We start from the raw sequence: 19,246 nt of genomic DNA, 5'->3' as shown, positions 1-19,246 counted from the left end.
TCCTTCCCAGAGCCCGCTGGCCGCTGTCATCCCTGCTCACTGTCGTGGTCTTCTTATCACTTGAGAGCCGGCGTGAAGTCGTATGCGGATTCCGCATGTTCGGCTTCGTCGATACCGCGGGCCTCTTCCTCGTCGCTCACACGCCAACCCATGGGCTTGAGTGCGAAGGCGATCACTGCGGTGACGACGGCGGTGAACACCAGGGCGACGACTGCGATGACGATCTGGATGACGAGCTGCTTGTAATCGCCACCGTAGAACAATCCGGTCTCGGTGCCGAGGAAGCCGATGGCGACCGTGCCCCACAGGCCGGACACGAGGTGGACACCCACGACGTCGAGCGAGTCGTCGTAACCGAACTTGTACTTCAGACCCACCGCGAGGGCGGACAGGACACCGGCGATGACGCCGAGGGCGATCGATCCGACCGGGCTCAGCGAGCCGGCAGCGGGGGTGATGGCGACCAGGCCGGCGACGGTACCGGACGCGGCACCGAGGCTGGTGGCCTTGCCGTCACGGATGCGCTCGGTGAGGAGCCAGCCGAGGATGGCGGCGGCGGTGGCGGTGGTGGTGTTGACCCAGGCCAGGCCGGCGGTACCGTCGGCGGCGAAGGCCGAACCGGCGTTGAAGCCGAACCATCCGAACCACAGCAGCGCGGCACCGAGCATGACGAACGGCAGGTTGTGCGGACGGAAGGCGGTGCGACCGAAGCCGGCACGCTTGCCGATGACGACGGCCAGGACGAGAGCGGCGATACCGGCGTTGATGTGCACGACCGTGCCACCGGCGAAGTCGATCGGCTCCACCGCGGCGCTGACTTCTCCGCCGTCCTCGACGGTGCCGAACATGGCCGCTGCGATGCTGTCCTCGGAGCCCGAGAGCAGGCCGCCACCCCACACCATGTGGGCGAGCGGGAAGTAGGCGCAGGTGACCCAGATGGCCGCGAACGCCATCCACGTACCGAACTTCACGCGCTCGGCCAGCGCACCGCTGATCAGGGCGGTGGTGATGATCGCGAAGGTCACCTGGAAACCGATGTCGATGATCTGCGGGTAGTTGCCCGAACCACTTGCAAGGAACTCACCATCCTCGCCGTACATGGCTCCCTGCAGACCGAACTGCTCGAAGGGGTTCGCGAAGATCCCGAGTACGCTCTCGTTGCCGTAGGACATCGACCAGCCCCACAGGACGTAGATGACCCCGATCACGGCCATCGCGCCGAAGGACATCATCATCATGTTGAGCACGGACTTGGAACGGGACATCCCGCCGTAGAAGAACGCCAGGCCCGGGGTCATCAGAAGCACGAGCGACGCTGCTATCAGCATCCACGCTGCGTCGCCGGTGTTCACCACTTCCTCCACTTGCAACCTCCCTGTAGGCCGCGCCGAGCGGCGCGTTGTCGAGGGAAAGCTTGCTGCCCGGATGTTTCCGTGGAGGCGCCGCGCTGTTTCGTGGGCGTGAACGCAGGAACCGACCTTGTTTCATCCTTGTTTCACACTTTTCGGACACCGCATCCCCACCGACGGAACCGGCCGCTGCCCGCATGAGCGGACAGCGGCCGGAACAACGGACGCGGTGCGGATCAGCCCAACAGGGCGTCCACGAAGGCTTCCGGTTCGAAGGGGGCGAGATCGTCGGCGCCCTCACCGAGACCCACCAGCTTCACCGGGACGCCGAGTTCGTGCTGCACCTGGAAGACGATGCCGCCCTTGGCGGTTCCGTCGAGCTTGGTGAGCACCACACCGGTGATGTCGACGACCTCGGCGAACACGCGGGCCTGCATCAGACCGTTCTGGCCGATCGTCGCGTCGAGGACGAGCAGAACCTCGTCGACGGCGGCCTTCTTCTCCACGACGCGCTTGACCTTGCCGAGCTCGTCCATCAGGCCGGTCTTGGTGTGCAGGCGGCCGGCGGTGTCGACGAGGACCGCGTCGACACCGTTGTCGATGCCCCTCGCGACGGCATCGAACGCCACCGCGGCCGGATCGGCGGCCTCCTTGCCGCGGACGACCTCGGCGCCGACGCGTTCGGCCCAGGTCTGCAGCTGGTCGGCGGCCGCGGCACGGAAGGTGTCGGCGGCACCGAGCAGCACCCGGCGTCCGTCCGCGACGAGCACGCGGGCGAGCTTGCCGGTCGTCGTGGTCTTTCCGGTGCCGTTGACACCGACGACGAGCAGCACCGCGGGATGGTCCTCGTGCGGGAGGGCCCGGATGGAGCGGTCGAGCTCGGGGCGGAGCTCATCGACAAGCACGCTGCGCAGCACGGCGCGGGCGTCGGCCTCGCTGCGCACGTTGTTCACGACCATCTCCTCACGCAGACGGTCGACGATCTTGGTGGTCGTCGCGGCACCGAGGTCGGCCACGAGCAGCGTGTCCTCGATCTCCTCCCAGGAGTCCTCGTCGAGATCGCCACCACCGAGCAGGCCGAGCAGGCTCTTGCCGACCGCCGACTGCGAGCGGGCCAGACGGCCGCGCAGGCGGACGAGGCGACCTGCGGTGGGTTCGATCTCCTCGATCGGGGCTGCCGGAGGAACAGCGGCCGGTCCGGCCGGTTCGACGACCTCGGGTTCGGTGACCTCGGGTTCGGCAACGGTCTCTGTCGCCGGGGCGGGCTCGACCTCGGGCTCGACGGGCTCGGGAGCGGGACGCTCCGGCTCCGGGGCGACCTCGGGCTCGACCGGCTCCGGTTCGGCAGGCTTCGGCTCCGCAGGCTCCGGCTCGGGCTTGGGCTCGACCTTCGGCTCAGGCTTCGGTTCGACCTTCGGCTCGGGCTTCGGTTCCGCCTTCGGCGCAGGCGCAGGTTCCGCCTTCGGCGCAGGCGCAGGTTCCGCCTTCGGCTCGGCGGGTGCGGGTGCGCTCGGCGGAGCTTCGGTGATCTCCTCCGGCAACGGCACCGTGCGGGGCGCCGGCTCCGGCTTCACCGCAGGCTTCGGTGCCGGTTTCGGCGCAGGTCGGGGGGCCGGCGCCGGTGGCGCGGCCGTGCCCTGCGAGAAACTGAATCCGCTCTGCGCCTTGTAACCGCCCGAGCGGTCCTTTGTCTCGGCGGAATCGAGCTGCGGGGTCTCGGGCGCCTTCAGCGACACCTGCCGCCGCCGGTAGAGGGTCAGACCGACGACGAGCGCGACGAGAACGACCGCCAGCGCGGCGGCGATGACTATCCAGGCTCCGGTACTCACGCACCCATACTGTCAGGCCTGGAGCTCTTCCTCCGGTTCGGGGACCGGTGTCGCGATCTCGCGTCCGCGCAGTCGCTGCGAGATGACCCGGGTGATGCCGTCGCCCCGCATGCTCACGCCGTACAGCGCGTCGGCGACCTCCATCGTCGGCTTCTGGTGGGTGATGACGATGAGTTGGGACTTCTCGCGCAGCTGCTCGAACAGCCCGATCAACCGTCGCAGGTTGGTGTCGTCGAGCGCGGCCTCGACCTCGTCCATCACGTAAAAGGGCGACGGACGGGCCCGGAAGATCGCGACCAGCATCGCCACCGCGGTCAGGGACTTCTCGCCGCCCGACAGCAGCGACAGGCGCTTGACCTTCTTGCCCGGCGGCCGGGCCTCGACCTCGATGCCGGTGGTGAGCATGTCGCTCGGGTCGGTGAGCACGAGCCGCCCCTCACCGCCGGGGAACAACTTCGCGAAGACCTGTTCGAACTCGCGCTCGACGTCGGCGTACGCCTCGGTGAACACCTGCAGGATTCGCGCGTCGACCTCCTCGACGACAGCGAGCAGGTCCTTGCGGGCGCTCTTGACGTCCTCGAGCTGGGTAGACAGGAAGTTGTACCGCTCCTCGAGCGCCGCGAACTCCTCCAGTGCGAGCGGGTTGACGCGTCCGAGCGTCGCGAGATCCTTCTCGGCGCGCTTGGCCCGCCGCTCCTGGGTGACCCGATCGTAGGGCATCGGTTGGGGAGCGACGACCTGTTCGCCGCGTTCGCGGGCCTGCTCGTACTCGGCCATCTCCAGCGGCGTCGGCGGCAGCGGCACGTCGGGGCCGTACTCGGCCACGAGGTCGTCGAGGGCGATGCCGTGCTGCTCGAGGATGGTCTGTTCGAGTTGCTCGATCCGGAGCGAGGCCTGCGCCCGGGCCACTTCGTCGCGATGCACCGCGTCGGTGAGCTGGTCGCGCTGCACGGACAGTTCGCGGACGAGTTCGCGGGCCCGTTCGAGTTGCTCGGCGCATTCGGCGCGGCGCCGGTTCAGGTCGTCGCGCTGTGCGAGTGCCGTCGCCACGGCCACCTCGAGTTGTTCGACGAGTCGCTGCCCTGATTCGGCCACCGCCGCGGCGACGGCCGCCGCCTGACGACGCGCGACGCGGGCACGTTCGGCACGAGCGCGGGCCTCGCGCTCGGCCTGCGCGGCGCGGCGGAGCGAATCCGCTTTGCCCCGAAGCGCTTCGGCACGTTCCTCGGCCGTGCGTGCCGCGAGTCGCGCCTCGACCTCGACGGCCCGGACCTCGGCGAGCGCGGTCGCGGCCATCTCCCGCTCGGCGGCGGTGTGATCGGTGCCCGCACCGTCGCTACTTCCGGCCGAGTCGTCCTCGGCCAGGCGCAGTCGCTCCTCGAGCTCGACCAGCTTCTCCCGTGCCGCGTCGCGTTCCTTCTCTGCCTCCGTGCGTTGGGCTGCGAGGCGTCCGGATTCGGCGTGAGCGGTGCGTGCCGCCTGGCCGAGCCGACCGAGTTGTTCGTAGACGGCCGACATCGCCGCGTCGGACTCGTTGAGCGCGGCAAGGGTCTGTTCGACGTGTTCGGCGCGTTCGGCCTGTTCCGCGAGTGCGCCCGCGAGGGCTGCGGCCAGTTCCTCGGAGCGACGTTCGGCCTGTTCGAGGCCGGCACGGGAGGTGTCGATCGCCGCCTGGATCTCGAGGGTGCTCGGGGCGCGGTGCGAGCCGCCGACCACCCAGCCCGCGCCGGCGAGGTCTCCTCCGCGCGTCACGGCGCGCAGATCGGGCCGGGCAGCGCAGACCCCGAGGGCAATGGGCAGGTCGTCGACCACGACGGTGCGGGCCAGCAGGCCGTCGACGCCTCCGCGCAGGTCTGCGGGGCACTCGACGACCTCGCGGAGCCATCGGGCACCGGACGGCAGGTCGCCGGTGTCGGTGGGACCGGCAGTGCCGGGCAGGACGAATGCCACCCGGCCCTGGTCGGCTTCGGCGAGCGCTGCGACCGCCGAGATCGCGGCGTCGGCCGACTCCACCTCGAGGGCGTCGGCCGCGGCGCCGAAGGCAGCTGCGACGGCGGCCTCGTATCCCGAGGACACCCGGAGCCGGTCGGCGAGGCGCCCCACGAGTCCGTCGCCGGAACGCGTGTCGATCAGCCAGGCCGCGCCGTCGGTGCGTTCGAGTCCCAGCGACAGGGCTTCGATACGGGCGCCGAGCGAGGCGACCACTTTGCCCGCGGTGCGTTCTGCCTCCTGGAGTTCGGTGACCCGCTCGTCGGCGAGCCGCTGTGCTTCCAGCGCTCGTTCGTGCTGCGCGTCGGCGTCGATCTCACCGGCGTCGAGATCGTCGATGCGTGCCTGAGCGGTCTCGAACTCGGCCTGTGCGGCGACGCCGCGGAGCCGGGCCTCCTCGATGGCGACGGTCAGGCGTGCGATCTCCGCGTCGATCGATTCGGCGCGGGTGCGCATCGTCTCGACCTGGCCTGCGAGACGCGCGAGGCCCTCGCGCCGGTCGGCGACGGCACGCACCGCGGCCAGATGTGCGCGTTCGGCGGCCGCTGCGGCCTCCTCCTGCGCGGCGAGCTGCTCGCGGGCCGCCTCGAGGGCTCCGTGCGCGATCTCGACGGCCTCGACCAGTTCCGCTTCCTCGGCGGCGATCCGGTCGGCACGGGCTTCCATCTCGTCGGGATCCTGACCGGAACGGTCCTCGGGTTCGGCGTGCAGGTGCCGGGCGCGTTCCTGCGCGACCCGCACGGTCGCCGAGACGCGCTCGGCGAGGGCGGACAGGCGGAACCAGGTCTGCGACGCCGCTTCGGCACCGGGAGTGAGCTGCGCGAGGGCCTGTTCGTGGCGGGCGAGTTCGGCGTTAGCGTCGTCGAAGGCCGCGAGCACGGTGTCGAGCCGCTCCCGGACCATCTTTTCCTGCTCGTCGTGCCCGGCGAGTTCGGCGCGGCGCGTGACGAGGTCGTCGGCGGCCAGACGTAACCGCGCGTCGCGCAGGTCGGCCTGGATGGTCTGGGCGCGACGCGCGACCTCGGCCTGCCGGCCGAGCGGTTTGAGCTGGCGGCGCAGCTCGGCGGTGAGGTCGGTGAGGCGCGCGAGGTTGGCCTGCATCGAGTCGAGCTTGCGCAGCGCCTTTTCCTTGCGCTTGCGGTGCTTGAGGACGCCGGCGGCCTCCTCGATGAAGGCGCGTCGGTCCTCCGGGCGGGACTCGAGGATCGCGGCGAGGCGGCCCTGACCGACGATGACGTGCATCTCGCGGCCGATACCGGAGTCGGATAACAGTTCCTGTACGTCCATGAGACGGCAGGAACTGCCGTTGATCTCGTATTCGCCCGCGCCGTCGCGGAACATGCGGCGAGTGACGGAGACCTCGGAGTACTCGATGGGCAGCGCACCGTCGGAGTTGTCGATGGTGAGCGTGACCTCGGCGCGTCCGAGCGGCGGGCGGCCGGCGGTTCCGGCGAAGATGACGTCCTGCATCTTGCCGCCGCGCAGGGCCTTGGCGCCCTGCTCCCCCATCACCCAGGTGAGTGCGTCGACGACGTTCGACTTGCCGGACCCGTTGGGGCCCACCACACAGGTGATACCCGGTTCGAAACGGAGAGTCGTCGACGAGGCGAAGGACTTGAAGCCCTTCAACGTCAGACTCTTGAGGTACATGGGTGAGAACTCTACCGGCGGGTTGTGACCGCTTTCCTAGGCCGGGTGCACCGCGCGGACCGTCCCGTCGAAACCGGTCGTGTACAGGACGTTCGGGTCCCAGCCCGGTCCCGAACCGAAGGCGAGCGAGGACATCAGTGGGATGCCCTCGGCGATGCGGCAGCTGTGCCCGGTCGCCGGATCGACCCGCAGGACCGCGCCGGCGAGGTTGAGCGCGATGTACAGCGCGCCGTCGGGACCGATCGTGAGGTCGTCGGGCATAGAGAGCAGCCCCGGCCCGGGCAGGTCGATGCTGCGCACGGGTCCTTCGAGGTCGCGTGCGTCGAGGATGTGGAGCCGGTTGACGTTCTCGAAGGTCGTCACGGTGTAGACGGTGTCGCCGTCGACGGCGATGCCGTTGACGGATCCGAGATCGGTACGGACGACGCGGGCCTCGCCACCGCCGGCGGGCACGAGGGTGAGTCCGACCTCGCCGAGATCGCGTGAGGTGAGCATCGATCCGTCCGACAGCCGGCCGAGGCCGTTGGGCATGACCAGCCCGGTGCCGTGGGTGCCGCGTTCACCCGTATCGAGGTCGAGCGTGTCGATCGTGCCGTCGGCGATCCCGGCCAGCCCCGAGACGGTCGTGTTGCCCACGTTCAGGTACACGGTGGGAACGTCGACGACGATGCCGCCCGGACCGGTCACCTCGGACAGCTCGGTGGTCACGCTGCCGTCGGGAGTGATCCGGCGCAGCGCTCCGGGGCCGACGAAGGAGGTGTCCGAGACGAGCAGACTGCCCCGCTCGTCGAACGCCAGGTTCTCGAGGACACCGAGCCCCGCCGCGACCGTCGTGACGGACCGCGGTGCGCAGGCAGCCGGAACGAACGCCGCCGGTGCTGTGGCAGCGGGACCGGCCGCCGCCGGTGCTGTGGCAGCGGGACCGGCCGCCGCCGGTGCTGCGGCCAGGGGTGCCACTGCCACAGCGGCGGCTGCTGCCGCCACCATCGTCGAACGTGCACGCCTGCCCATATGTCTCCCCCTCGCCGACCGCGACCCCCGGCCGCGTGCACCCGATCGCGGCAGGATACCAAGCCGAACGCACAAACAGGACGGACGTCAACGTTCGACGAAACCGTCGAGGTCGCCGCGCGCGGGATCCCACGAGTCGACGACGAGCCGCACCTCACCGGGGGTGTCGCCGGACCGCAGCCACGCGAGGAGCTGTTCGAGTGCCGGCCGGGGGCCCTCGGCCACGACCATGACGCGACCGTCGGGATGATTCGTCGCGTGCCCGACGAGACCGAGTTCGAGTGCGCGGGCACGCGTGAACCAGCGGAAACCGACCCCCTGGACGCGGCCGTGCACCCACGCCGTGAGCCGTTCGACGTCTGCGGGGGCGCTCATCGATCAGTCCTCAGGGGTGATCGTCAGCGAGACCTCGGTGCCCGCCTCGAGGGTGCGGCCCACCGTGCACACCTTGTCGACGGAGCGTTCGACGAGGGCGATGAGGCGGTCCCGTGCGTCTGCGTCGAGCTCCGACAGGTCGAGGACCATCTCCTCCTCGAGGTGCGGGTAGACCTCGTTCTCGCGGTCGGCGGCACCGGAGACGCGGATCGTCGCGTCGTAGTCGTCGCCGAGCCGGCGGGACAGCGGGAAGTCCGAAGCCATGCCGGAGCACGCGGCGAGCGCGATCTTGAGCAGCTCGCCCGGGGTGAAGACGCCCTCGACGCTCTCCGAGCCGATGAGCACCTCGGCGCCGCGGGAGCTGCGTCCGGTGTAACGGCGCGTGCCGGTGCGCTCGACCCACAGCTCGGTGGTGGGAAGGTCGGAAGTCTGGTCAGCCATGGAGGAAATCCTGCCATGTCCCGTCGACCGGGATGTCGCGCAGGATGGTCACGAAGTCCTCGACCTCGGCGGACGACGCGTCGGCACTGCGTCGCAGCACTCCGACCGGTTCGACGGTGCCCGCGGTGGGTAGGTCCAGGCGCCGGACCACGCCGTCGGCGAGGTCGTCCCGGGCCGCGCGTTCGGTGGTGATCCACACGGCGTCGCTGCGCCGCACCACCCCGCGTGCCACGGCGAGGTCGAGTGTCTCGATCAGCCCGACCGGCAGTCGCAGGCCGTGACGTTCGAACAATGCCTCGGTCGCGTGGCGCGGTACGGTTCCGCTGGTCGCGACCACCAGGGGGTGTTCGAGCGTGTCGGCGACGGAGACGGAACGCCCGGCGAGGGGGTGGTCGGGCCGGACGACGAGGATCAGCGTCTCGGCGTACAGGAGCTCGAACGACAGCCCCACCATCCGGGACGGTTCGGCCATGCGCCCGAGGACGACGTCGAGGGCGCCGGCGGCGAGCGCCGACAGCAGGACGGCATTGGGGTCGGTGCGGATCCGGATGTCCAGATCGGCGCGCACGCGGCGCAGCTCCGCCAGAGCTTCGGGGAGTACGTACCCGGCCACGGTGGGTAGGGCCCCGATCCGCAGCGGCTCGCGGGCGGGTTCGGCCGCTCCCGCCAGTGCGGCCACAGCTGCGTCCAGTGAGGTGGTGACGTCCTGCGCGTATCGCAGGAAGCGGTGACCCGCCGCGGTGAGGCGCGCACCGTGTCGGCCGCGGTCGAGGAGTTTCGCTCCGGCGAGCACCTCGAGCTCGTTGAGTGTCTTCGTGACGGCCGGCTGACTCAGCTGCAACAGCTCGGCGGCCCGACCGACCTGACCCTCGCGCGCGACGGTGACGAAACATCTCAAGTGCCGGAGGCGGATGCGTCGCACCTGCTCCGGGACGGACGAGGACGGACCGAACGCGGATTGCATTACTGAAAGTTATGAATCAACTGCCGTTTTGTCAATTTACATGAGTTTTTATTCACCTTATGGTTGTGTCCACAGCTCAGAGATCGGAGATCGCATGTCCACCGGCGAATACGTCGAGCGCGACCACACACTGCACCCACCCGCGCTCACCCCCGGCTACCGCACGTCGGTGCTGCGCGCACCGCGCAACGCGCTCATCACGCCGAAGCCGACCCTGTCGGAGATCACCGGACCTGTCTTCCGCAGCGACGAGCTCGGCGCCCTCGACAACGACCTGATCCTGAACTTCTCGAAGGACGGCCTGCCGATCGGTGAGCGCATCATCGTCCACGGCTTCGTCAAGGACGAGTTCGGCAATCCGGTCGAGGGCGCACTCGTCGAGGCGTGGCAGGCCAACGCCGGTGGCCGGTACCGCCACAAGAAGGACACCTATCTCGCTCCCATCGATCCGAACTTCGGCGGTTGCGGGCGGATGCTCACGGACGCGAACGGCTACTACCAGTTCCGGACGATCAAACCCGGCGCATATCCGTGGGGCAACAGCCGCAACGCCTGGCGCCCGGCGCACATCCACGTGTCGATCCTCGGCCGTGGGTGGGCGCAGCGCCTGATCACCCAGCTGTACTTCGAGGGCGACCCGCTCATCGAGAAGTGCCCGATCGCGCGGACGATCCCGACCGTGGATCAGCTCCGCAGCCTGATCGCCCAGGAGGACCCCGCCTCCAACGCGCCGTTCGACGCCCGCGCCTACCGCTGGGACATCACCCTGCGCGGTCGCCGCGCCACCTTCTTCGAGAACACCGACCTCCCGGGAGCCCCGCGATGAGCCTGCCCACCGATCCCTACCGGCCCGTGCCCCCGCTGCTCCCCCGCGCGATGGTCACGCGTTTCCCGGAAACGCCCTCGCAGACCGGCGGCCCGTACGTCCACATCGGGCTCGCGCCGCAACAGGCCGGCTTCGACATCTTCGACAACAACTTCGGCAACGTCCTCGTCACCGACGAGACCGAGGGCGAGCGAATCGTGTTGGAGGGCCGCGTCATCGACGGCACCGGCACCCCGGTGCGCGACGCCCTGCTCGAGAGCTGGCAGGCGAACGCGCACGGCCGGTACGCACATCCGGACGACGCACAGGACAAGGATCTCGATCCGAACTTCCGCGGCTGGGGACGCACCGGCGGCGACTTCGAGACGGGCGTGTTCACGATCGAGACGATCAAGCCCGGGGCCGTCACCAACCCCGACGGCTCCGTCTCGGCACCCCACATCCTGCTGGTGATCTTCGCGCGCGGAATCAACCTCGGGCTGCACACGCGGGTCTACTTCGAGGACGAGGCCGGGCTCAACGCCGAGGATCCCGTCCTGAAGGGCATCGAATGGGAGGTGCGGCGCAACACCCTGATCGCGTCGCGTTCCGAGCGCGACGGACGCACCGTCTACACGATCGACATCCGGCTGCAGGACACTCCGGACGGTGGCGCCGAGACGGTCTTCTTCGACATCTGAACCACCACCTTTCCGAACGGCCCGGTATGCGCGTGCGCTACCGGGTCGTTCGCGGTCGTGGCTGACACTTCGGGCAGCTGTACGACGAGCGGTTCATGAACTTCTCGCGGCGGATCGGCGCGCCGCAGCGTCGGCACGGCTCGTTCTCGCGTCCGTAGACGTTCAGGGAACGCTCGAAGTAGCCGGACTCCCCGTTGACGTTGACGTACAGGGCGTCGAACGACGTACCACCCTGCCCGAGGGCCTCCGCCATCACCTCGGTGGCCGCATCGAGAGCCGACCGGAGCTTCGGACGCGACAGCGCGTCGGTGGGCCGGTTGCCGTGAATCCTTGCGCGCCACAGCGCTTCGTCGGCGTAGATGTTGCCGATGCCGGAGACGACGGTCTGGTCGAGCAGCGCACGCTTGATCTCGGTGTGCTTGGTGCGCAGCACGGCCACGACCGCATCCGGGTCGAACCGGGGATCCATCGGGTCGCGGGCGATGTGCGCGACCGGCAGCGGCAGACGATCACCGTCCACCTCCACGAGCGGGGCCAGGGCCCAGCCTCCGAAGGTGCGCTGGTCGACGAAACGCAGATCGGCACCGTTGTCGAGGACGGCGCGGATACGCAGATGCTTCTCGTCCGGCACGGTCGGAGGCTGCACGAGCATCTGCCCGCTCATCCCCAGATGCACCACGAGAGCCAGATCGGCCGGTTCGAGCACGAGCCACATGTACTTGCCGCGGCGCTCGACCGAAGCGATCTTCTGACCGGTCACCTGCAGTGCGAGATCGCGCGGGCCGGGCTCGTGCCGTCGGACGGCACGCGGATGCAGCACCTGCACCGAGTCCACAGTCGCGCCGACGACGTGCGCGTCGAGTCCGCGACGGACCACCTCGACCTCGGGAAGTTCGGGCACCTGCGGTCAGTTGTCCTCGGTGGGCGTGTCGGCGGATCCGGACTGCTGGTCGGAAGCCCCGGCATCACCGGTCTCGGCAGCAGTGCCCTCGGTCAGCGCGTTCCATGCGGCCGACGCGGCCTTCTGCTCGGCTTCCTTCTTGGTGCGTCCGACACCGGTGCCGTAGGGATTGCCACCGATGAGGGCGGTGGCGGTGAATTCCTTGTCGTGATCCGGACCGGTGGCGGTGATCTCGTAGGCGGGAACACCGAGACCGCGCTCGGCGGTGAGTTCCTGCAGACTCGTCTTCCAGTCCAGACCGGCACCGAGGCGCGGGCCGCGTTCGAGCAGTGCGGCGAACAGGCGCAGAACCACTTCGCGCGCGACGTCGATGCCGTGCGCGAGATGGACGGCGCCGAGGAGCGATTCCATTCCGTCGGCCAGGATGCTGGCCTTGTCGCGTCCGCCCGTCAGTTCCTCGCCCTTGCCGAGCAGGAGATGCACTCCGAGCCCGCCTTCTCCGAGGCCGCGCGCCACCTCGGCGAGCGCGTGCATGTTGACAACGCTCGCGCGGATCTTGGCGAGTTCGCCCTCGGACTTGTCCGGGTGGGTGAGGTAGAGCTTTTCGGTCACCGCGAGCCCGAGGACGGCATCGCCGAGGAACTCGAGACGTTCGTTGGTGGGCAATCCGCCGTTCTCGTAGGCGTACGAGCGGTGGGTGAGCGCCAAGGACAGGAGTTCTGCGTCCAGAGGCACGCCGAGGGCGGCGAGGAGAGACTCGTGGCTCTCTTCGCCGCCCTCGGTAGCTGTTTCGGAGGACTTGCTCGTCACGTGAATACCGATTAGACGGGCGCGGTCACCTGACGGCCGTTGTAGGTGCCGCACGACGGGCACGCCACGTGGGGCAGCTTCTTCTCTCCGCAACCCCGGTTCGGGCAGGTGACGAGCGTCGGCGCAGTGGTGTTCCACTGGCTGCGCCGCGACCGGGTGTTGGAACGCGACATTCTGCGCTTGGGGACGGCCACGTCTACTTCTCCTCGTTGTTCGAGCTGTCGATTTGACTGCTGGGTTCTTCGGAGCCCGCGCCGAACTTGGCTGCCAACCCAGCCCAGCGAGGATCCATTGTCTCATGACGGTGCCCGGATTCTGCAATCGCCAGGCGAATGCCGCATTCGGGGCACAATCCCGCACAGTCGTCACTACACAACGGCTGCAGCGGAAGTTCCAGACCAACCGCGTTCACGAGGACCGGTTCGAGATCGATCAGATCGTTCTCGACGCGGTACACCTCGTCGTCCTCGGTGGTCTGCTCAGTGACGCTGTTCGGGTAGGCGAACAGCTCGGTGAGGTACACGTCCACCGGCTCGGTGAACGACTCGAGGCATCGAGAGCACTCGCCGAGGGCGTCGACACGAACACTACCGGTGACCAGGACGCCCTCGGACACCGACTCCAGGCGGAGATCGAGATCGATCTCGGAGCCTTCCTCGATCGCGATCAGATCGAGCCCGATGCGCGAGGGTGACGGCACCTTCCGCTCGACCGTACGCATCGAACCGGGCCGGCGGCCCAGGGAGAGCGTGTCGAACACCAGCCCCGAGTCCCGGCCGGAACGGGACGTGCTGGAATCACGGGTGGACACGGGGAACTCACCTTCTTCGGACGACGCAGGACACGACTCGGTCGTGATAGGGCAACCGCTCCATGATACGCGATGGGCGGCAGGAGCGAAAATCCCGCGGGTCAGCGGCGACGGCTCGCCCGGTGGTCGGCCTCCGCGAAGTCGGGAGCACCCGACAGCCGCAGCTGCTGCCGGCCGCGGCCGACGGACCGCAGCGTGGTGCCGAGCAGGTCCTCGAACTCTCCCAGCTTGCCGTCGATGTACTCGTCGCACTCCGTCCGGAGACGGTCGGACTCGGCGTGGGCCGAATCGATGACACGCGCCGACTCGGCGTGTGCGGCCTGCACGACCTCGGTCTGCGACACCAGACGTGCCTTCTCGGCCTCGCCCTCGGCCACGGAACGCTCGTAGGACGCCTGCCCGGACTCGACCAGACGGTCGGCCTCGACGCGGGCACGCCCGGTCACGCTCTCGTACTGCTTGTTGCCCTCGGCGACGAGATCGTCGGCCTCGGCCTGCGCATCGCGCACCAGTTCCTCGGCGTGGGCGCGGGCCTCCTTGACCATCCGGTCCGCTTGGGCCTTCGCGTCCGCGAGCATGCGGTCGGCGTCGGCGCGCGCGTCCTCGAGGAGGGTGCGTGCCTCCTCGTCGGCGTCCCCGACCGTCTTGTCGGCCTGAGCCCGCGCGTCGTTGATCAGCTTGTCACGGTGATCGAGGACGTCCTGCGCGTCGTCGAGTTCGGGCGGCAGCGCATCGCGCACGTCGTCGAGCAATTCGAGGACATCGCCGCGCGGTACCACGCAGCTCGCCGTCATCGGAACGCTACGTGCCTCTTCGACGATTGCGACCAGCTCGTCGAGTGCCTCGAATACCCGGTACACGCCCAACCCCAATCACTCGCTCGACACGACCGGTGCGGCCGCGCCGCCGTCCAGTCTGCCGCAGCGCAGGGCACGCTCGTGTGCCCTGCGCTCGGTGTGTCGGGATACGGCCGTCACAGGCCGTGCGGAGGGTCCGGTCTATTTCGCGGCGGCCCGCTCGGCCAGGCGCGTGAGCAGACGATCGTGCACGGAGCCCGGCAGCATCTCGGAGACGTCGCCACCGTAGGTCGCGACCTCCTTGACGAGCGAGCTCGAAAGATAGCTGTAGACCGGGTTGGTGGCGACGAACAGCGTGTCGACGCCGGTGAGCTTGTGGTTCATCTGCGCCATCTGCAGCTCGTAGTCGAAATCGTTGGCGCCGCGCAGGCCCTTGACGATCGCGGTGATCCCCCGCTCGCGGGCGTAGTCGACGAGCAGGCCCTGCCAGGCGTCGACCGTGACGTTCGGCAGGTGCGACGTGGCCTCGGTGAGCATCTCGAGGCGTTCGTCGATCGTGAACATCCCCTGCTTGTTGGGATTGATCGTGACGGTCACGACGACCTCGTCGAACTGGGCCGAGACCCTGCCGATGACGTCGAGGTGTCCGTTGGTGACCGGGTCGAAGGATCCTGGGCAGACCGCGCGGCTCATGACCCAGCACCGTAGCAGGTGGCGATTTCCACTCTCGTCTCGCCGTAGCGCTTCGACCTGCCGACCTCGAATCCCTGCGGCCACACCGTTTCCGGTGATCGCGACGACCGTTCGACCACGACGATCGAGCCGTCCTCGACCCAACCTCCGGACACCAGCGTCCCGAGCACGCCGGTGACGGCCTCCTCGGTCACGGCGTAGGGCGGGTCGGCCAGGACGAGGTCGTAGACGCGGTCGGGGGTGCCCGCAAGCACCGCGGATACCGGTGCGGTGCGCAGCACCGCACCGGACAGTCCGACCGTCGCGATGTTCTCGCGGATCACGCCCGCCGCCTTCGCGTCGGACTCGACGAGCATCGCGTGCTCGGCGCCGCGGGACAGCGCCTCGAGGCCGAGCGCCCCCGACCCCGCGTAGAGGTCGAGGACGGCGGCCCCGTCGATGTCCATGCGTGCGTCGAGCGAACTGAACAGGGCTTCGCGCACCCGTTCGGAGGTGGGCCGGGTTCCGCGGGGCGGCACCTTCAGGCGCCGCCCCCCTGCCCGGCCGGCGACGATCCGTGTCACTCGGCGCTGTCTCCCGTGGACACCTCGACGAGCAGGTCGCCACCTTCGACCTGTTGCACCGGCCCGATCGCGACGCGCGTGATGCGGCCGCCGCGCGGCGCGGTGATCGCGGCCTCCATCTTCATGGCCTCGATCGTGGCGACGGTGTCGCCCGCCGAGACGCTGTCGCCCTCGGACACGACGAGGGTGACCATGCCGGCGAACGGCGCCGCGACGTGACCGGGATGGTTGCGGTCGGCCTTCTCCGCGGCAGGGGTCTCCGCGGCCACCGAGCGGTCGCGCACCGACACCGGGCGCAGCTGCCCGTTGAGGATGCACATGACCGTGCGGTAACCCTTCTCGTCGGCATCGGAGATCGCCTCGAGGCCGATGAGCAGTTCGACACCCTTGTCCAGGCGCACCCGGTGCTCGTCGCCGTGCCGCAGACCGTAGAAGAACTGGTTGGCCGACAGCTCGGTGGTGTCGCCGTAGGTCTCGCGGTGCTGCTCGAACTCCTTCGCGGGGCCCGGGAAGAGCAGGCGGTTGAGCATGCGGCGACGCTCGTCGGACGAACCGCCGAGGGCCTTCTCCTCCTCCGGCGCGAGCGGGGTGATCGGCTTGGGCTCGGCGCGGCCCGACAGCGCCTTGCTGCGGAAGGGCTCGGGCCAGCCGCCGGCCGGGGTCCCGAGATCGCCGCGCAGGAAGCCGATCACCGAATCGGGGATGTCGTACTTGCCGGGCTCGGCGGCGAAGTCGTCGACCGAGACGCCCGCGCCCACGAGGTGCAGCGCGAGGTCGCCGACGACCTTGCTCGACGGCGTGACCTTGATCAGGCGGCCCAGGAGGCGGTCGGCGCCGGCGTAGGCGGCCTCGACTTCTTCGAATCGGTCGCCGAGGCCCAGCGCGATGGCCTGCTGGCGCAGGTTCGACAGCTGACCGCCGGGGATCTCGTGGGTGTAGACGCGGCCGGTCGGTGCGGGCAGCCCCGACTCGAACGGTGCGTACACCTTGCGCAGCGCCTCCCAGTACGGCTCGAGATCGCACACGGCCTGCAGGTCGAGACCGGTGTCGAACTCGCTGTTCGCCGCGGCGGCGACGATCGCCGACAGGGCGGGCTGGCTCGTCGTACCGGCCAGCGCCGCGGACGCACCGTCGACGGCGTCGGCACCGGCGTGCCAGGCCGCGAGGTAGGTGGCGAGCTGACCGCCCGGGGTGTCGTGCGTGTGCACGTGCACCGGCAGATCGAAGTTGCTCCGCAGCGCCGACACGAGCGTCGCGGCGGCCGGGGCGCGCAGCAGACCCGCCATGTCCTTGATGGCCAGGACGTGCGCACCGGCCTCGACGATCTCCTCGGCCAGACGCAGGTAGTAGTCGAGCGTGTAGATCGACTCGTTCGGGTTCGACAGGTCGCCGGTGTAGGACATCGCGACCTCGGCGAGGGTGGTGCCAGTCTCGCGCACCGCGTCGATTGCCGGACGCATCTGGTCGACGTTGTTCAGCGCGTCGAAGATACGGAAGATGTCGATGCCGGTGTCGGTGGCCTCCTGCACGAAGGCGCGGGTGACGGCCTCCGGGTAGGGGGTGTAGCCGACGGTGTTGCGTCCGCGCAGCAGCATCTGCAGGTTGATGTTCGGGATCGCCTCGCGCAGCGCCGCGAGCCGCTCCCACGGATCCTCGTGCAGGAAGCGCAGTGCGACGTCGTAGGTCGCGCCGCCCCACGCCTCGATCGACAGCAGTTGCGGCGTCATCCGGGCCACGTGCCCGGCCACCGTCAGCAGGTCCTTGCTGCGCACGCGGGTCGCGAGCAGCGACTGGTGGGCGTCGCGGAAGGTGGTGTCGGTGACGCCGATCGCCTTCTGGTCACGCAGCGCACGGGCGAAGCCCTCGGGTCCGAGCTCGAGCAGACGCTGACGCGAACCGGCCGGCGGCTCGGCGTTCAGGTCGATCGCGGGCAGCTTGTCGTGCGGGTAGACCGTCGTGGTGCGCTCGCCGTGCGGCTTGTTCACCGTCACGTCGGCGAGGTACCGCAGGATCTTGGTGCCGCGGTCGGCGGACGAGCGCAGAGTCAGCAGGTGCGGGCGCTCCTCGATGAACGAGGTGTTGACGTTGCCGCCGCGGAAGTCCTCGTCGTCGAGCACCGCCTGCAGGAACGGGATGTTCGTGGCGACACCGCGGATACGGAACTCGGCGACCGCGCGGCGCGCGCGGGCGACGGCGGTCTCGAAGTTGCGGCCGCGGCAGGTGAGCTTGACGAGCATCGAGTCGAAGTGGGCGGAGATCTCCGCGCCGACCGAGGTGCCGCCGTCGAGACGGATACCGGCACCGCCCGGAGTGCGGTAGCCGGTGATGCGGCCGGTGTCCGGACGGAACCCGTTGGCCGGGTCCTCGGTGGTGATGCGGCACTGCAGCGCCGCGCCGCGGATGGTGATGCCCTCCTGCGACAGGCCCAGTTCCTCGAGCGACTCGCCTGCGGCGATGCGCAGCTGGGACTGCACGAGGTCGACGTCGGTGATCTCCTCGGTGACCGTGTGCTCGACCTGGATACGCGGGTTCATCTCGATGAACACGTGGTTGCCGCGTTCGTCGACGAGGAACTCGACGGTGCCCGCGCACTGGTAGCCGATCTCCTTGGCGAAGGCGACGGCGTCGGCGCAGATGCGGTCGCGAAGCTCGGGATCGAGATTCGGGGCGGGGGCGAGCTCGATGACCTTCTGGTGGCGGCGCTGCACCGAGCAGTCGCGCTCGTACAGGTGGATGACGTTGCCGTGCTTGTCGGCGAGGATCTGCACCTCGATGTGCCGCGGGTTGACCACGGCCTGCTCCAGGAAGACGGTGGGATCACCGAAGGCCGCGTCGGCCTCGCGGGAGGCGGCTTCGATGGCCTCGCGCAGCTGGGAGGGCTCGGCGACCCGGCGCATGCCGCGTCCGCCACCGCCGGCGACAGCCTTGACGAAGACCGGGAAGTTCATCGTTTCCGAGGCGGCGACCAGCTCGTCGACGTCCGACGACGGCTCCGACGACGCCAGCACCGGGAGGCCGGCGGCCTTCGCCGAGGCGATCGCGCGGGCCTTGTTGCCCGTCAGTTCGAGGATCTCCGCCGACGGACCGACGAAGGTGATGCCCGCTTCGGCGCACGCCGCGGCGAGGTCCGGATTCTCGGAGAGGAAGCCGTAGCCGGGGTAGATCGCGTCGGCACCGGCCGACACGGCCGCTTCGACGATCTTCTCGACCGACAGATATGCGCGGACCGGGTGCCCCTCCTCACCGATCTGATAGGCCTCGTCGGCCTTCAACCGGTGCAGGGAGTTCCGGTCTTCGTACGGGAACACCGCGACCGTCCCGGCGCCCAGTTCGTAGGCGGCACGGAATGCGCGGATCGCGATCTCGCCACGGTTGGCGACAAGCACTTTCGAGAACATTGGTCGACGGTACCGCGACGTAACATGCCGCCTTCGACGCGCGTTCCACATCGTGGGACAAGGCGCCCGGATGGCACGACTGGAACGATGCAGTCGGCCCAGTCGTAACACGGCGTCAACATGCCGGGCACGGCCACCGAAACCTCACCGCGGGTTCTG

Annotated in this window: 17 protein-coding genes; 2 read left to right on the top strand and 15 right to left on the bottom strand. The window is 69.3% G+C overall.

All coding sequences use genetic code 11. From position 1 onward, the window contains the following. Positions 1–56: 56 nt before the first annotated feature. The 7 genes from K3M35_RS00990 to K3M35_RS00960 form a co-directional block, all read right to left on the bottom strand. Complete coding sequence (locus K3M35_RS00990) at positions 57–1,364, bottom strand: ammonium transporter (RefSeq protein WP_220665874.1); 1,308 nt, start codon at positions 1,362–1,364, stop codon at positions 57–59. Between the two features lie 221 nt (positions 1,365–1,585). Further along, on the bottom strand, positions 1,586–3,178 hold the full coding sequence (gene ftsY / locus K3M35_RS00985) for a signal recognition particle-docking protein FtsY (protein WP_112320000.1): 1,593 nt from the start codon (positions 3,176–3,178) through the stop codon (positions 1,586–1,588). 12 nt (positions 3,179–3,190) lie between these two features. Beyond that, positions 3,191–6,817: a chromosome segregation protein SMC gene (gene smc, locus K3M35_RS00980; protein ID WP_220665873.1), complete on the bottom strand. Its 3,627-nt coding sequence runs from the start codon at positions 6,815–6,817 to the stop codon at positions 3,191–3,193. Between the two features lie 36 nt (positions 6,818–6,853). Beyond that, positions 6,854–7,828 carry an SMP-30/gluconolactonase/LRE family protein gene (locus K3M35_RS00975; protein WP_220665872.1) on the bottom strand — a complete coding sequence of 325 codons (975 nt, stop codon included), beginning with the start codon at positions 7,826–7,828 and terminating at the stop codon, positions 6,854–6,856. 87 nt (positions 7,829–7,915) lie between these two features. Further along, positions 7,916–8,203: an acylphosphatase gene (locus K3M35_RS00970; protein ID WP_006551215.1), complete on the bottom strand. Its 288-nt coding sequence runs from the start codon at positions 8,201–8,203 to the stop codon at positions 7,916–7,918. Positions 8,204–8,206: 3 nt separating this feature from the next. Continuing rightward, positions 8,207–8,644 (bottom strand): OsmC family protein, encoded by a 438-nt coding sequence (locus K3M35_RS00965; RefSeq protein WP_006551214.1) that lies wholly within the window; start codon positions 8,642–8,644, stop codon positions 8,207–8,209. Further along, positions 8,637–9,608 carry a LysR substrate-binding domain-containing protein gene (locus K3M35_RS00960; RefSeq protein WP_220665871.1) on the bottom strand — a complete coding sequence of 324 codons (972 nt, stop codon included), beginning with the start codon at positions 9,606–9,608 and terminating at the stop codon, positions 8,637–8,639. Before K3M35_RS00960 ends, K3M35_RS00965 begins: the two co-directional genes overlap by 8 nt. A gap of 94 nt (positions 9,609–9,702) precedes the next feature. Here K3M35_RS00960 and pcaH point away from each other — a divergent pair, with 94 nt between their 5' ends. Both pcaH and pcaG read left to right on the top strand, forming a co-directional pair. Further along, the gene (gene pcaH, locus K3M35_RS00955; RefSeq protein WP_220665870.1) at positions 9,703–10,434 is read left to right on the top strand and encodes a protocatechuate 3,4-dioxygenase subunit beta; all 732 of its coding nucleotides are present in this window, start codon (positions 9,703–9,705) and stop codon (positions 10,432–10,434) included. Further along, positions 10,431–11,114: a protocatechuate 3,4-dioxygenase subunit alpha gene (gene pcaG, locus K3M35_RS00950; RefSeq protein ID WP_006551211.1), complete on the top strand. Its 684-nt coding sequence runs from the start codon at positions 10,431–10,433 to the stop codon at positions 11,112–11,114. Before pcaH ends, pcaG begins: the two co-directional genes overlap by 4 nt. A gap of 37 nt (positions 11,115–11,151) precedes the next feature. Here pcaG and mutM read toward each other — a convergent pair whose 3' ends face one another. From mutM to K3M35_RS00910, 8 genes are all read right to left on the bottom strand, one after another. Beyond that, on the bottom strand, positions 11,152–12,015 hold the full coding sequence (gene mutM / locus K3M35_RS00945) for a bifunctional DNA-formamidopyrimidine glycosylase/DNA-(apurinic or apyrimidinic site) lyase (protein ID WP_220665869.1): 864 nt from the start codon (positions 12,013–12,015) through the stop codon (positions 11,152–11,154). A gap of 6 nt (positions 12,016–12,021) precedes the next feature. After that, positions 12,022–12,825, bottom strand: a complete 804-nt coding sequence (gene rnc / locus K3M35_RS00940; RefSeq protein WP_006551209.1) for a ribonuclease III — start codon at positions 12,823–12,825, stop codon at positions 12,022–12,024. Between the two features lie 11 nt (positions 12,826–12,836). Continuing rightward, positions 12,837–13,019 (bottom strand): 50S ribosomal protein L32, encoded by a 183-nt coding sequence (gene rpmF / locus K3M35_RS00935; RefSeq protein WP_006551208.1) that lies wholly within the window; start codon positions 13,017–13,019, stop codon positions 12,837–12,839. Between the two features lie 2 nt (positions 13,020–13,021). Then, positions 13,022–13,636 (bottom strand): DUF177 domain-containing protein, encoded by a 615-nt coding sequence (locus K3M35_RS00930; RefSeq protein WP_006551207.1) that lies wholly within the window; start codon positions 13,634–13,636, stop codon positions 13,022–13,024. Between the two features lie 101 nt (positions 13,637–13,737). Further along, entirely contained in the window at positions 13,738–14,496 is a 759-nt protein-coding gene (locus K3M35_RS00925; protein WP_220665868.1) for a DivIVA domain-containing protein, read from the bottom strand. A gap of 138 nt (positions 14,497–14,634) precedes the next feature. Further along, entirely contained in the window at positions 14,635–15,126 is a 492-nt protein-coding gene (gene coaD / locus K3M35_RS00920; protein ID WP_006551205.1) for a pantetheine-phosphate adenylyltransferase, read from the bottom strand. Further along, a complete protein-coding gene (gene rsmD / locus K3M35_RS00915; protein ID WP_006551204.1) occupies positions 15,123–15,689 on the bottom strand; it encodes a 16S rRNA (guanine(966)-N(2))-methyltransferase RsmD in 567 nt (188 codons plus the stop codon). Before rsmD ends, coaD begins: the two co-directional genes overlap by 4 nt. Next, complete coding sequence (locus tag K3M35_RS00910) at positions 15,686–19,087, bottom strand: pyruvate carboxylase (RefSeq protein WP_006551203.1); 3,402 nt, start codon at positions 19,085–19,087, stop codon at positions 15,686–15,688. Before K3M35_RS00910 ends, rsmD begins: the two co-directional genes overlap by 4 nt. Positions 19,088–19,246: the final 159 nt, after the last annotated feature.

Origin of the sequence: Rhodococcus sp. DMU2021 (assembly GCF_019641445.1) — a bacterium.
In the GTDB taxonomy this organism is placed as follows: domain Bacteria; phylum Actinomycetota; class Actinomycetes; order Mycobacteriales; family Mycobacteriaceae; genus Rhodococcus; species Rhodococcus pyridinivorans.
Note: the sequence above shows the minus strand (reverse complement) of the source record. Positions and strands in the feature narration are given on the sequence as shown.